This window comes from Paenibacillus sp. p3-SID867, from assembly GCF_025142895.1.
Taxonomy (GTDB): domain Bacteria; phylum Bacillota; class Bacilli; order Paenibacillales; family Paenibacillaceae; genus Paenibacillus_AQ.
The window spans coordinates 534,343-547,283 of record NZ_JAMBDM010000003.1 but is presented as its reverse complement, the minus strand read 5'-3'; the positions used below and the strand labels follow the sequence as shown (position 1 = coordinate 547,283).

Sequence of the window (12,941 nt, the reverse complement as noted above, 5' to 3'; positions counted from 1 at the left end):
CTCCCTGTTTCATTCGAATTTTCAGTGACGGATACGGCGTTCCTGCGCCATATCGCACTGTCTACCGCCATTATGCCGCAATGCTCCTGACATTCGAATTCAAAATCCTCATGCTTTCTAGCAATATTCTCATCACTTTGCCTCTAAGTTTCGCGATTTCTTTACTTCACAAATGGAAACAGGACCTTCTGATTATCCATCCAGAACATGTTGTCCGCATCAATCACCTTGGTCTCAAGCACAATCGGCTTGTCATATTTCGAACCGTCCAATACCTTTACAGCCTGTTCTACTCCCAGATACCCCGTGCTGAACCCGTTCTGCACAATGAGTTTATGTAGGATGCCATCCTGCAGAAGCTGAAGCTGCTCCAGGTCGCTTCCGAAGGTGACAATCTTGATCTTCCCCTGAACGTTCCGTCTTGCGACTTCTTTTGCCGCTCCCAAGGAGGCCTGAATATCGAGTGCCAGTATCCCGTCAACCGCTTCCCGGTCCAGCAGCTGCTTAGCCGCCTGCCAGCATGCATCTTCACGTTTGCCGCATGCTGCCCCGTCCGCTATCTGAATCCCGCTAATTCCCGACAATACGCTTTTGGCTCCCTCTTCGCGGGCAATGAGGTCGGGATCCTCCCTGTCGGATCGAAGTATGGCGACAACTCCCCGATCGCCAAGTAAGTCGGCCAGCTGTTCACCCGCCTTGCGTCCGGCCGCCTCATTATGGATTGCGATGGCGGACAGGACACCTGTGGTCATTCGCTCATCATTCAAAGCAATGATGGGGACATCAGCTGCTGATGCCTTATCACCTAATTTCAACAGTACGGCTTCGGATGCCGGATCGATCAGAATCGCGGAGGAACCTTTCTCCAGCACCTTCAATGCAGCTTGCAACTGCTCCGCTTCATCGTCACTAGGCTCCAGCGGGATATAATCAAGCACCATTCCGTATACCTTGGCAGCCGCCTCGGCGCCTAATCGGATGGCATCCCCCTGCTCTTCGGCGTGTATGGGTGCCACGAGTGCAATGTGCCGGAGTTTGGGCTCATTCTCATCTATGGTTGCGTCTGATGAACACGATGTTAAGAAGATCAAGGATAGAATGAGTACAACAAGACGGCCTTTCTGTACAATCGGTATCCATAACACACGCTGCATGCTAATCATGCTCCCGCTCCTCCCCTGGCTCGTGAATAATCGGTATCCGTATGCGAACGGTCGTGCCCTCTTCAAGCTCGCTCTCATATTCCAGACCGTAACGGTGCCCATAATATAATTGGATCCGGTCATGAACATTTCGAACGGCCACGCCGGAGCCTGCCGTATTGATAAATGGAGCCGGATGTTGTCGCAGCGTTTCAACCTCTAATATCCTTTCAAGCATCTCGGGAGACATTCCGACCCCATTGTCCCTAACCGTCATCTCCAATAGATCGCCTTGTATAGCAGCCGTTATGTGAATATGTCCTTGATCCACCATATATTCAATGCCATGTACGATGGCATTCTCGATTAAGGGCTGAAGCACAAGCTTTAGCGTGTAGCAGGACTGCGCTGCCTCTTCCGCTTCGATCATAAAATCGAATTTCTGTTTATATCTCATTTGTTGGATGGTCAAATAATGCCTTGCATGCTCCAGCTCCTCACGGACGCTTATGGAGGTCTTCCCTTTGCTCAAGCTCAAACGAAACAGCTTCGACAAGGAAGTGATCATCGTAATGACTTCCTCCTTCTTGCTCATGCCCACCATGCGGACAACCGAATTCAAGGTGTTATATAAAAAATGCGGGTTGATCTGAGCCTGCAAGGCTTCCAGCTCGTATCTGCGCTTCGATTCCTGCTCTTTCACAATCTGTTTCATGAGCTGCCTGATCTTATCCAGCATCAGATTGAACCGGCTGGACAGCTGTACCACTTCCAGGGGCCCCTGCATCGGGAGCTCCACGTTGAAATCGCCACGTTCCACCGCCTTCATCGTTCTGCCCATCCGGCGGATGGGGCGGGTCAGCATAGCCGAGAGAATCAGGGAAACTGTGATGGCAAGCACCAGAACCATCGCCACGACCTGAACCAGATAACGATTGACCTCTTCTCTTGTGGTCATGATTTCATCCAAATAGGAAACCCCAACGATTTTCCATCCTATATTAACGACTGATTTCACCGTGTTCAGCCGCTTGACTCCATCCGATTCATCAATGTAGCTGTCAGAGGAAGTAAGTGCCCGCTCAACACTCTCATTTCGAAGCCCCATGTAAATTAATTGCTGCTGGGGATGATACACGATGTTTCCCGCTCCTTCATCGATGATGTACGCATACCCCCGCTTACCCAAGCTAATGCGGCTGCTTAGCTCATCGATTTTCTTGAAGTTGATATCTACCAGCAGAATGACATATGTTGGCTCCCCGTTATGAACAACCGTAATTCCTTTGCTCATCGTGACAACCCATTTAAATGTATGGTCGTACAAATTCTGCACATGCGGCAGTGAGAAGCTCAGATGGTTGGAGACTCTCATGGCCGAGTGAAACCAGCTTTGTTCCGTCACCCGCGCGCTGGCCTTAACCGGCATAGCCGGATGGTTCCTCAGCATATCGCCCTGTTCATTAAATAACGCGATGGAGACGATGTCATCCCGGCTTCGCATGATGGTATTCAGCTGTTGAGTAACCTGCTCATCGTCCCATTGCCCGTCCGCTAGCATGTTTTCCTCAATGGCCCGATACAGCTGTGCCATCCCGTCCACATAATCCTCAAGATTATAGCTTACTTGATCCACGATTTGCTGGGCATTCAGAAACACGCTTTGCTCCGCCGATCGGGAGAATTTATTGAACAACAGAACGGCTACCACGATCACGATCAGCAAAATAAATGCCGAGAAGGACCACATGATGATCGATTGAATGCTATGTGCGCGAAATCGCCTAATCCATCGCTGAATGGTTGGTTTAATCGAGTTCCGCTTGGCATACGCGATTTTCACCAGATCTACCCCCTCGCTTGTGTCCGGTATTCCTTGGGCGAGATGCCGACCAACTTCTTGAAGCAGAAGCTGAAATAATTCGGATCGGCAAATCCGACACGCTCCGCGATTTCGAAGGCTCTAAGATCCGATGATCGAAGAAGCTCCTTAGCAGTTTCCATCCGAAGCTGCATCAAATACTGCACGTAGGTCATTTTGACTTCTCTTTTAAACACAGCGCTAAAATAGCCTGTACTAATATGAAGCTGCATGCACAGCTTCTGCAGAGATAATTCCGAATCAACGTAATGCTCCCGTGTATATTGGAGTGCCTTCTCCACAATGTCTTTGTACGCATGCTGCCTGGAGCTGGCAATATGCTTTCGTATGGTCAAACTAATGTCCTGCAGCCAGGCTTTAGCCTCCTGTAAGCCGGAAAACTTAAAGATCTCCGCATGCAGCTGAAATCCTGCTCCGAACAACGCCTCGATCTCAACCCCGGATTCTTTGGCCGATCGCAAGACGGCCGTTACAACCTCCAGAAGGTATACCTGAACGTCCTGAATGGTACATGAGGCGCCAATGAGTTCATCGAATATATGCGAAATGGCTTCGGTCATTTCCTCTTCGGTTCCGAGCTTTAGACTGCGGATCAGCGCTTGCTCCTTTAATTCATCCAGACGAACCCCCTCCGGTCTCGGACGCTCGACATCATCGATGAAAATGACTTTCTCGGCACCCAGAATCAACCGGTAGTCGAGCGCCAGCAGCGCACCCTGATATGAAAGCTTCAGGTCTGTTAGATTCCCCACCTGTGAGCCCACTCCAATCGTAACCGGCAGCTTCAAATAATGAAGAATGCTTTTTAATAAACGGTCAAGTGTCAACTGCAGCTCGCTAAACCACGCTTCTTCCTCCCTCTCATCATTCGCAATCAGCAGCACAATGCTGTCCTGATATATGAATGCGCTTACAATAGATGAGGGATCCAGAAGCTCCTTAGCGATGTTCAGCATGGCATGCAGCATTAAATCCAAGTCTCCAGAATGGCGTAGGGAGGCTGAGGACGTTTGCTCCTTATCAACAGAAGCGGGATATAAGGCCATAACCGCAGCAAGGTAACAACCTCCATTCAAAGATAATTCGTAATTTCGAATCTTCTCCTCAACAATCGAGCGGGGTAATTTCCGGGTGAGCAGCGACGCAAGAAACGATTCCCGAAGCAATGGCAGGCTCGTGCGGTAATGCTCCTTCAACTGGCGCACATCCTCGCGCTCTGCAACCTCCAAATCGATCTTGTCCTTGATCTTCCTCAATAGCTCCATAAAGCTTTCGGCTGAGAAAGGTTTAAGCAAATACTCGTCCACGCTGAGCGTAATCGCTTGACGGGCATAATCAAATTCATCGTATCCGGTTAAGATCACGATTTTGCACAGCGGCTGAAACTCTCTGAGCCATGAGGCCAGCTGGAGCCCATCCTGAAACGGCATACTGATATCGGTAATGACAACTTCCGGCTCCAATCGCTCCGCAAGCTCCACAGCCTCTCTCCCGTTCTCCGCCGTTCCCTCGATCGTGAATCCGCAGGCTTCCCACTGGATTTCCTGCACGAGTCCCTCTCTTACGTCGGCTTCATCGTCCACTAACAGCACTTTGTACAAGGCAACCCCTCCTGTTCTAATCTGTCAAATTAGTTAAAAGAATCTAATGTGATCTTACCGCGGCCCATCCAAATTTGGAATGCATCATTTACACGCTGCTTTGAGGCAAAAAAAAGAACGAATGCATGGCTCTTGAACAACAGAGTGATTTCTGTTCGTTAAGTCATGATTCGTTCTGAACTCGATTGTATAAAATCCTTACGCCTGGGCCGGTATGGAGACGGGATTAGCAGGCGTGCCTAACCTTTTGATGCTCAGGTAGTAGGCAATGCCGAGTGGGATGACGGCTCCGAGCCAAGCCAGCGGGTTCGCCAGACTTGCGCCGAGGAACCCGATCTGCGCGGTCAGGAAGATGGCAGCCAATACCCGCATGATCAGTTCCATGATGCCGGCTACGGTTGGGATAAAGCTCTGTCCCAGTCCCTGCAGCGTGAAGCGGTAGATGAACAGCAGCGAGAGAAGCAAATAGGTGCTTCCGTTCGATAAGAAATACAGCCTGCTAAGGGACAGCAATTCTTCCTGTCCTTGACCGACAAAGAGGCTGACGGCTGCAGGACCCGCGAATATAACCAGCAACCCCACGGCGATGCTGAAAGATCCCGAGACCCATATACATTGTTTAACTCCAAGCTTAATTCGGTCTATGCGATTCGCACCGAAGTTCTGGGCCGCAAAAGTCGCCATCGTAATGCCAAAGGAACTCATGGGCTGCGTAGCGAGCATGTCAATCTTCTGAGCAGCAGTATATGCGGCTACGGCTGTTGCCCCAAGTCCGTTAAGCGTAATCTGAAGAATGATGGCACCGATTGCAATGATGGAGGCTTGGAAGCCCATCGGGAAACCGACCCACATATGCCGGTGTATAAATGTCCAATCGATGGACCAATCAGCATTCTTGAACTGCAGAAGCGGAACCTTTTTATGAATGTATAACAAGCAGAGCAGGCAGGAGAATAGCTGCGATACCACCGTGGCAAGCCCTGCTCCGGCTACTCCCATCTTGAATACGAGAATAAATAACAGATCGAGTACGATATTCAGAATGCTTGCGACCACCAAGAATAGAAGCGGTGTCCGGCTGTCCCCAAGCGCTCTGAGCAAGTTCGCCAGCAAGTTGAACAGGACGGCTGCCCCAACACCCCAATTAATGACGATTAAGTACGAATAAGCATCATCCAGGATTTCTGCCGGCGTGTTCATCATGACGAGGACAGGCCTCGTGAATATGACACTCACAATGGTCAGAAAAACCGTGAATACAAGGCTAATCCATATACTCGTTCCCACGCTTTTGCGAACGCCCGCGATATCCTTCGCGCCAAAACGCTGGGCCGTTATGATGGATAAACCTGCGGTCAAGCCTTGGGCAAAGCCAATGACAAAAAACAAAATACTGCCCGTCGAGCCAACGGCCGCAAGTGCGTTCACACCAATGGTGCGCCCCACAATCAGGGTATCCGCCATATTATAAAATTGTTGAAAAATATTTCCGATCAAAAGCGGGATCGTAAACATGATGATCAGCTTGATCGGACTTCCTTGCGTCATGTCTCTCATGTAGATTCTCCTATGCCGTCATAAACGTTCCTCTATATATTTATTAGATAATATAACGCTATAAACTGTGCCTATAGAGCAGCACCTTGAAAACATTATAATGGGTGAGGGTCGTTTGTATTCTTGTGTATCTTATCATGAAAGAACATAAATTTCTGCATATTTATCATCAAAACCACTAACAAAACTAAGTCACTATGGTCAGAACAGTTCATACCGGATTTTGATCCGCGAAATCATTTCAATGAAAAAGATCAACCAGTTAATCGGTTGACCTTTTTTTCAGAAGATTATGGATGCACCACCCTAAGAATCGGTAATGATTAGGCTTCCTCAATAGCAAGCTCATCCAAAGCCTGCTTCGCACGCGAACGCGCTTCCTCTACTGTGCCGGCGGTTGACAACGCAACTGCGACCCGTCTTCCAACCTTGGTCACCGGTTTCCCAAAAATGCGCAGCTGCGTATTCGGAACAGCCAGTGCTTGCTCGGCACCGGTAATTGTGTAGTTCTCCAGCTCTCGCGCCGCTTTCAGCGGACGGCTGGCTCCAGGCGTTATTAATTCGATCTCCGGGATCGGAAAACCAAGAATGGCACGGACGTGAAGCGCGAATTCAGATAAATTTTGCGTCACCAGCGTAACCAAGCCGGTATCATGCGGTCGCGGAGACACCTCGCTAAAATACACTTTATCCGCAGCAAGGAACAATTCAACACCAAACAAACCATATCCGCCAAGCTCGTCGGTAATCGTCCTTGCAATATATTTAGCTTCCTCCATTTGCTCATCGGACATGTTGTGCGGCTGCCAGGATTCGATATAGTCCCCGCTCTCCTGAATATGACCGATTGGCGCACAGAAGCTTGTTCCATTGACGGAGCGAACGGTCAAAAGCGTGATCTCTGACTGGAACGTAATGAATTCCTCAATGATCACTCTGCCGTTCTGCACGCGGCCGCCTTCCATCGCGATGTTCCAGCAGGACTCGATATCCCCTTCGCAGCGGCATACACTCTGGCCTTTGCCTGAGGAACTCATCAGCGGTTTAATCACGCACGGAAAGCCCATATCCAGGACAGCCTGTTTAAATTCCTCATAAGTATCGGCAAATCGATAGCCTGCAGTAGGCAGTCCCAACTCCTCGGAAGCCAACCGGCGAATCCCTTCACGATCCATCGTAAGCTTCGCAGCTCTGGCAGTAGGAATAACCCGGTACCCCTCTTCCTCCAGTCTAACCAGCTCCGAAGTAGCGAGCGCCTCGATTTCGGGTACGATCAGGTCCGGCTTCTCCAGCTCGATGATTGCGCGTAATTTCTCCCCATCCAGCATATCGAGGACATGGCTGTGATCGGCAACATGCATGGCAGGAGCGTCGGCATAACGATCGACCGCTACGGTTTCAACACCCAGTCTCTGGGCCTCAATCACGACTTCTTTTCCGAGTTCTCCCGAACCTAGCAGCAGTATTTTCTTCGTTTTTAACATCGTTGTTTTATCCCCTTTTCGTAGTTTCAGAGACTTATAAAAAAGCAGAAAATAATAAAGAGGTAAGGGAAATAAGCTTCCCTTACCTCTGCCCAGGCGTACGGCCGTCGTCATCTATGTGCTCCCTCATGGTCCCCCATGCTACGCCAGTTACACATAAACCTATACATTGTTATTTAAATCATACTTAATCTTCCCGTTAATTGCAATATCACCGTAAGGCGACATTAGGATTTAGACTTCAGCATATCGATAGCATCCTTCAGCGATTGCGAAAGCCACTTCTTGGGATGGATTTATCGCCAAAACGAGAAATTTCGTTAAAGATCTATCGCTTTAAAGGATTGATGAATGATAGGGTCCAACATATAATATGGATAAATTCATTCCTGTCAGATATTTGAAAGGAGACTTGCTGTGCTGCCCTATTCCAACCCCAATCATGATTTTGCCTTTGAACAAGCCGTAATCGGAATGGCATTGATATCGCTTGATGGTTCGATTCTTAAGGTCAATTCGGCACTAAGTGATCTATTGGGATATTCACAGCAGGAGTTAACTGCCGGGGCGTCACAAGAAGATAGCAGCATCCGCGCCTTATTGAATCAAGTGGTTTGGAACACAAGAGCCACTCAAGATCAACAGCAATCCATAACCCAGTTTGAATATGTTTACCACCATCCATCCGATCGTGAAGTACACCTCAGTTTACGTATCAGCGTTAAGGAGGAGCTGGCGCAGAGTTTCCGTGGCTACTTGGTACAGTTTGAAGATCGAACCTTGTTGAGACAGCTCATGAAACAGCTGGAGCGGAAAGAACAGAAACTCAACGAGAAGGAAAATTCGTTTCTGCAGCTGCTGGATGGGCTTCCCCTCTCCGTACTCATCACAAAAAAGGGTATTGTCCACTATGTTAATTCTGCCGCGCTCAGACTTGTTAATGCTGCGCATCCCCGCGACGTCCTCGGGATTTCAACCGACGTGGTAGTCGACGCATCGTACCATAACAAACTGATGAAACGCAGGGCAAAATATGCCGAGAGCGGAGAGATCGGAAGCGTCGATTATCTGATACGCTGTCTGGACGGGCAGGAGAAAATGGTCACGGGATTCACGTTGACCATAAATTATGAAGGCGAAAAAGCGGCGGTCGGAATCTTTAAAGACATCACAGAGCAGCAGATGGAAGAAGATCGCGTGATGCAATCCGAGAAGCTGACCACCGCCGGCCAGTTGGCCGCCGGCATTGCCCATGAAATTCGAAATCCTTTAACTTCGATTAACGGATTCGTAAAATTGCTGCGATCTGCGGAACGCAGCAACGAGCTCTATTTTGAAATCATTGAATCGGAGCTCAAACGCATCGAGCTCATTGTCAATGAACTCCTGGTGCTCTCGAAACCGCAGAGTGTCCATGTCAGCGGACCCATCGACGTGTTTGCCATTATGGAACAGATCATTACGCTTATGAAGGTTCAAGCAGCCCTCAAAAATATCGAGATCATCCCTCATTATCCGATGGCACCGGTCTTCGTCCAGGGTGAAGTAAACCAGCTCAAGCAAGTGTTCATCAATCTGCTGAAAAATGCCATGGAAGCGATGAATCAAGGCGGTACCATTACCCTGGACATTTTGCACAACGCTCAAGAGGTTCAAATCATCGTGCAGGACGAAGGGATTGGCATGACGCAGGAGCAAATCCAATCCCTGGGACAGCCCTTTGTTACGACCAAAGACACCGGGACGGGACTGGGACTGATGATTACCAAGAACATTATTCATAATCATGGCGGTACGATGAACGTAGAGAGCATACCCGATTATGGGACAACCTTTACGATCCATTTACCGGCTTTATAACGCATACATATTATCGGAATGGTGAAGCCAGTTGATAGCCGATGTAATAAAAGACTTCTCTGATTAAAAAAGGAACTTTGCTTCTCAGGCTCTGATACGCACTCCGGGCTGTGGGCGAAGGATTGGCTTCCAATCCCATGTCTTCCGCCATCATCATCGCCCGCTTCATATGCAGCGGGTCACTTACAATGAGGTAAGAGGACAGCCCTGCTGAATCTCCTACCTTATTGGCAAAGTGCAGATTCTGCTCCGTGATCGTCGAAGCCGACTCGACAAGGATGTCACTCTCTGGAACACCGTGCTCGATGGCATACTGCCTGGCAACTTCCGATTCGGCAAGTTCATCCTCCGAACTGCGTCCGCCTGTAAATATCAGCTTGTCTACGTACTGCCGGTTATACAGCCATAGCGCATGATCAATGCGTCCCTGAAAAACAGGGGATGGCTTCCCTTCCCATACAGCAGCCCCCAGCACGATGGCTGCATCAGACGGAATATTGGCTGTTCTTTGCGCATAATTCCAAATGGTGATGCCCACATATAGCGTATAAATTAACAGGATTCCAATGAATCCCCCCAACACATAAATCACGGTACGCTTTCTTCTGCCCCGAGCTTCCTTTGCCGGCATATTTTGTGTCATGCTGCACCCCCAAATACCCAATCTTAAATCTACCCTTAGTGTCCATTCTATCATTCTCAGCAAAAAAAGCCTGCTGGCTCCCTTATTGAGAGCGTCAGGCTTTCTTTGCTGTCAACTATCGTTTTTTCATTCTAGTACTAGCGAGGGTAACACAAACTCGAATCTACCGTTTAATCCGCATCACATCCATGCAGCGTGACTCTGTTCTTCCCTTTGCTCTTGGCCATATGCATCGCTTTTTCCGTCTCCGCAATCAAATCCGTGAACTTTAACATGGATGCTGGTGTAAGGCATGCCGCCCCCACGCTAACGGTCATAAACCCATCCTCTGCCGAGCGATCCTTGGGAATGCTGAGTGCAAGCACGCCCAGGCGTATCTTCTCGGCCAATTCATAGGTACGTTCGGGACTTTCGTTTTTCAGCTTCAGGATAAAGGTGCCGCCACCGTAGCGTGATATAGACGCTCCATAGTGTTCGCCAATAATTTTCAAGGCATCGGCTATCCATTGCAAACATAAATCACCGCCATATAAACCATGAAGAGTATTATATACGCGGAAGTCGTCAATATCGACCATCATTAAGGCTAAAGGCAGCTTATTCTGAACACATTCCTCCCAGTCCATCGACAGTTCTTTTTCAAAAGTCAGCGGATTGGGCAGTTCGGTCAGCGGGTCTGTTGTCACATAATTTTGAAGCTGATCCAGCACGTCGGAGTATACCCGATCCGGGCCGTCTTCCGCCGTGCCTTCTCTCAGAATCACCATAATGGAGGATTTACGCCCTTGATGAATAGCAGCCAGCATAAATTCAAGCTCGATCCCGTTGCCCTCCAGCGTAACAAACCTGCCGCTGCCGGATACTAACTGGGCTTGATTCTGCTCCATCCGTTTGATCTGCTCTCTCAGATCATCTCGCGAATCTTCTCTAGCCAACCTGTATATCTCAAGCTGCAGCAGCTCTTCGGGTTTCTTTGCACCGAACAGCGATTCGGCCTGCGGATTGCAATACATAATGGTACCTGCCGTTGTCAGTGACAAGAAAGCGACAGGCGACAGGCCCATAAGCTGCAGATACCGTTCTTCGTTCTCTCTGAAAATTCTCGCATTCTGTATGGCCTGTTCTTTTGCTTGCCTTAATTGATCATCCGTCTGCTTGCGGACAATCGACTTCAATTGCGGGAGAACGCTTAACTCCTGTGACTTCCAAGAATATGAGGTCCCCTCAACCACCTGTCTCCATTTTTCGAATGATTTACGCGGTGATAAACGGACCTTATCCTCCTCTTGGATAACGGCTTTGGCCGGATCGCCGGCCCAATCCACAATTTGAACAACCTCGGGCCTGAACCACATCACATAATTTTGTTGGCCTGGTGACAAAGCGAGATACAATACACCTGATGCGATATCCCTATAAGCTTTAGCGGGTTCATATTCGGCACTGAGTTTAGAACTGTGGTACGTATAATCTTCGGCCCGGGCAGATAACCAGCCGGCAAGCTCCATGACTTGCTTCGAGGTTGGCGTCGTACCGTACAGCATCAAATTATCTTGATAATAAACGACAGCCCCGGTAGCGCTCATTAAATCGAGCAAGGTCTGCTCCTCGTTGTCAAGCTGTTCGATAACATGGAATACATCGGTTTGGCCGATGAAAATTTCGGTAAAGCGGGCGGATAAAATTCTGAGCCTCAACTCGGTTTGATAATCGTCGAGCTGCTGTCGTTGATACAGCTCGTTGGAGAAAAAGGAGCCCAGAAAGTTGCACAGGTTGCGAGTCCGGTGGGATACGTATTTTCTACTATAGTGATGACAAGTAATCAAACCCCATAATTGGTTGTCATGGATAAGGGAAATCGTGGTTGTCGCGCCAACCCCCATATTATGAAGATACTCGATATGAAGCGGAGATACACTCCGCAGCGCGGATAAACTGAGATTCAATGGCTTGCCAGTCAAGGGTTGTACCGTAGGAATAATCTCAACCGGCGTATAACTCACATCAACAATCGTCCGCAGCCAATTTCTTAGATACAGTTCACGGGCTTGCCTAGGAATATCCGATGCCGGATAATGATGTCCCAAAAAAGGCTCCAGCTCCTGCTTTTTAGCTTCGGCAACCACTTTTCCGTTCCAGTGATCATCAAACTCATAGAGCATCACGCGGTCATATCCAAGAATATCCTTCACAAGCTCGCAAGCCACTTGACTCCCCTCCACACGATTCTCGGTTCGTTTCATGCGACTGAAGAATGTCTGTATCCTTTCAAAATCATCTGTAAAGGGTACGGTATCTTCCGATACCAGCTCCAATTCAAGCAGTATCAACCCTTCGCTTGCGTGGACAATTCCGAAAAACGCAACCGGATCATCCCCAACCGGAATCGTTAAATTGATATACTGTAAATCGGGCGTGGCGATCGCCTGAAGATCCCGATGAATCATCAACTCAAATTGGGCCTTCCCAATAAGCGCTTCCAAACGCTGTCCCAGAAGTGCTTCTGCGCTAATGCCTAAGAACTGATCGGTATTTCGGCTGCATTGGGCGATCCTATAGTCATCGATAGGGTTAATGGCAAGCAGTACGCCATGGGGCTGAATATATCCTGGAATGTGAATAGGTTCTTTCTCGCAATTCGTCAGGTCGATCGGTCCATCCGTTACATAATCGCCCTCCGTCAGCAGCTCTCGATTTAGTGGATCCTGTTCCGTCATTGCTTATCAACTTCCCTTATTCACAGATTTAATATCAAATAAGCCCAATGCATCT

At 48.8% G+C, this 12,941-nt stretch carries 8 protein-coding genes and 1 riboswitch; of the genes, 1 reads left to right on the top strand and 7 read right to left on the bottom strand.

Annotated features, from left to right (window positions below; all coding sequences use genetic code 11):
* Positions 1-161 precede the first annotated feature (161 nt).
* From M4D81_RS08730 to purT, 5 genes are all read right to left on the bottom strand, one after another.
* Entirely contained in the window at positions 162-1,163 is a 1,002-nt protein-coding gene (locus M4D81_RS08730) for a substrate-binding domain-containing protein (protein WP_260065657.1), read from the bottom strand.
* Positions 1,156-2,985: a cache domain-containing sensor histidine kinase gene (locus M4D81_RS08725; protein ID WP_260065655.1), complete on the bottom strand. Its 1,830-nt coding sequence runs from the start codon at positions 2,983-2,985 to the stop codon at positions 1,156-1,158. Before M4D81_RS08725 ends, M4D81_RS08730 begins: the two co-directional genes overlap by 8 nt.
* 5 nt (positions 2,986-2,990) lie before the next feature.
* Entirely contained in the window at positions 2,991-4,625 is a 1,635-nt protein-coding gene (locus M4D81_RS08720) for a response regulator (RefSeq protein WP_260065654.1), read from the bottom strand.
* A 198-nt stretch (positions 4,626-4,823) separates the two neighbouring features.
* Positions 4,824-6,182 (bottom strand): MATE family efflux transporter, encoded by a 1,359-nt coding sequence (locus M4D81_RS08715; protein WP_260065653.1) that lies wholly within the window; start codon positions 6,180-6,182, stop codon positions 4,824-4,826.
* A 323-nt stretch (positions 6,183-6,505) separates the two neighbouring features.
* Complete coding sequence (gene purT / locus M4D81_RS08710) at positions 6,506-7,666, bottom strand: phosphoribosylglycinamide formyltransferase 2 (protein WP_260065652.1); 1,161 nt, start codon at positions 7,664-7,666, stop codon at positions 6,506-6,508.
* Between the two features lie 83 nt (positions 7,667-7,749).
* Positions 7,750-7,830: riboswitch (ZMP/ZTP riboswitch) on the bottom strand.
* Between the two features lie 253 nt (positions 7,831-8,083).
* On the opposite strand from purT, the gene M4D81_RS08705 reads away from it, so the two are divergent.
* Positions 8,084-9,526 (top strand): PAS domain-containing sensor histidine kinase, encoded by a 1,443-nt coding sequence (locus M4D81_RS08705; RefSeq protein WP_260065651.1) that lies wholly within the window; start codon positions 8,084-8,086, stop codon positions 9,524-9,526.
* 10 nt (positions 9,527-9,536) lie between these two features.
* Here the strand turns inward: M4D81_RS08705 and M4D81_RS08700 are convergent, their stop codons facing one another.
* Positions 9,537-10,169 carry a YdcF family protein gene (locus tag M4D81_RS08700; protein WP_260065650.1) on the bottom strand — a complete coding sequence of 211 codons (633 nt, stop codon included), beginning with the start codon at positions 10,167-10,169 and terminating at the stop codon, positions 9,537-9,539.
* 170 nt (positions 10,170-10,339) lie between these two features.
* Positions 10,340-12,886 carry a diguanylate cyclase domain-containing protein gene (locus M4D81_RS08695; protein WP_260065649.1) on the bottom strand — a complete coding sequence of 849 codons (2,547 nt, stop codon included), beginning with the start codon at positions 12,884-12,886 and terminating at the stop codon, positions 10,340-10,342.
* Positions 12,887-12,941 lie beyond the last annotated feature (55 nt).